The sequence below is a fragment of the Peribacillus sp. P4_C12 genome, from assembly GCF_056402095.1.
The window spans coordinates 1-1,864 of record NZ_JBFUIB010000637.1; the positions used below are offsets into that span (position 1 = coordinate 1).

Sequence of the window (1,864 nt, forward strand, 5' to 3'; positions counted from 1 at the left end):
TGTGGAATATAGCCAGCAACAGCCTCCAATTCCTGTTTTTGTTCCATGAGGGCTTTCCGGATTCCTGTTGCACTTGCTATCGACTCGGAAGTCAACTGTGTTTCATGGTATCCGGCCGCAACCCGTTTAATCGTATAGGGTTGAATTGAAAAACTGTTTTTTAGGGCAACACTAACATATTCTTTACCAAGAATATTATTTGGCTTCGTCAAATCCAGCACATCATCATTTTGGATTATCGATTGAAAAGCCAAGGAGGCACTTGTCGGATAGCTGTTACCGGCATCCATGGCCGATTTAATGGCTGCATCGATTGCTACAGAATTGTCAGAAAGAATTTTATGAGCCATTATGAATGGTTCAATTCGGCCATCCTCGCTTCCAAAGCAAAAAGAGTCGCAGCCAAGGTATTCCAAAAGAGAAATCGAGCCTTTTGCAAAGATCTCCGCCTTCTGGGTTGCAAAGGCATAGGGAAGCTCGATGACAAGGTCAATGCCGCCGCGTAAAGCCATTTCCGCCCTTGCCCATTTACTGACAATAGCAGGTTCACCGCGCTGTAAGAATGGTCCGCTCATAACCGCTACCACGACATCTGCCCCTGTATTTTCTCTACTTTCTCTAGCATGTAAAACATGTCCATTATGAAAAGGGTTATATTCGACTACTAAACCGCAAGCTTTCATTCCTTCACCTCAGAGAAAAACTTTGTATTTTTTCAACTTAGTGCTAAAATAGTATTTCAAGTAAAATTACTATAATGATTCTTCGTGATTTTTTGTTTAAAATGAATCATAAACTTGGATAATCAGTTAGGATGACTACATTATAGTGTAAAGAAAAAATATTGACAAACTTATAATTGAAAGCTATAATTATTTTTGTTGCCTTGAGGTGATTTCATTTGAAATGGACGATTAGTCAACTTCAAAAAATTCGGGACAAAGATTTACGGTTTGATGAACTAGTGGATGTCTTAGACATTAAGGAAAGAGACCCGCAAATTCGCGATGTTTCTCCGATTAGAGTAGCAGGAAGAGCTGATATCAACTCGACCGAGATTACTTTTCACTTGCATCTTTCAGGTGAATTAACATTACCATGCTCCCGTACACTGGTAGACGTGAAATATCCGATTGATATTGATACAAAGGAAACCTTTCTTTTAAAGGCAGATGACACTGATTTCTACGGAGATGATGTCACTGTTGTGGAAGGCGATGTTGTAGACCTTATACCGGTAATTAAAGAAAATTTATTGCTAGAAATTCCGATGCAGGTTTTTTGTGAGGATGTCGATTCGAACGAAGCTGCTCCTCAATCTGGGAAAGACTGGGCTGTTATTTCTGAAGAAGAAAGTAAACATAAGGTTGATCCGAGATTTGCAAAGCTTGCCGACTTTTTTGACAACAATAAAGAATCTTGATTGGAACGAAAAATCGTTAATTCGATTTTTCCAGCTTTTTTATATTTTTTAAGGAGGTGGGAATAATGGCTGTACCTTTTAGAAGAACGTCGAAAACTGTAAAAAGAAAACGTCGTACACACTTCAAGCTTCRAGTACCTGGTATGGTAGAATGCCCAAGCTGTGGTGGAATGACTCTTTCACATCACGTTTGTAAAGAATGTGGAACATACAAAGGAAAAGAAGTTGTCGCAAAATAATTTCTTGACCTACTTGAAAGCTTTGCTTTCTTGATGCAACACGCTAATCAAAGCACAGAGATATTTCTCTGTGCTTTTTTTACCAAGATTTTTGGCAGAATATTTAGAATTTTTTGCAGATTGACAGACAATTTATTGGAGAAGGTGTTTACATGAATCAAGTGCTAATTGTTGAAAAGGATGTACGCGGTTACATGAAGAT

General features: G+C 38.5%; 3 protein-coding genes. 2 read left to right on the forward strand and 1 reads right to left on the reverse strand.

Annotated elements, in window-relative coordinates:
* Positions 1–683 (reverse strand): tRNA(Met) cytidine acetate ligase (locus AC1DUW_RS27450; protein ID WP_477644004.1); only part of this gene is annotated, 683 nt, incomplete at its 3' end.
* A gap of 218 nt (positions 684–901) precedes the next feature.
* Between AC1DUW_RS27450 and AC1DUW_RS27455 the strand changes: the two genes are divergently transcribed.
* A complete protein-coding gene (locus tag AC1DUW_RS27455; RefSeq protein ID WP_053345222.1) occupies positions 902–1,423 on the forward strand; it encodes a YceD family protein in 522 nt (173 codons plus the stop codon).
* 65 nt (positions 1,424–1,488) lie between these two features.
* The gene (gene rpmF, locus AC1DUW_RS27460; protein WP_477644005.1) at positions 1,489–1,662 is read left to right on the forward strand and encodes a 50S ribosomal protein L32; all 174 of its coding nucleotides are present in this window, start codon (positions 1,489–1,491) and stop codon (positions 1,660–1,662) included.
* The last annotated feature ends 202 nt before the right edge of the window (positions 1,663–1,864 follow it).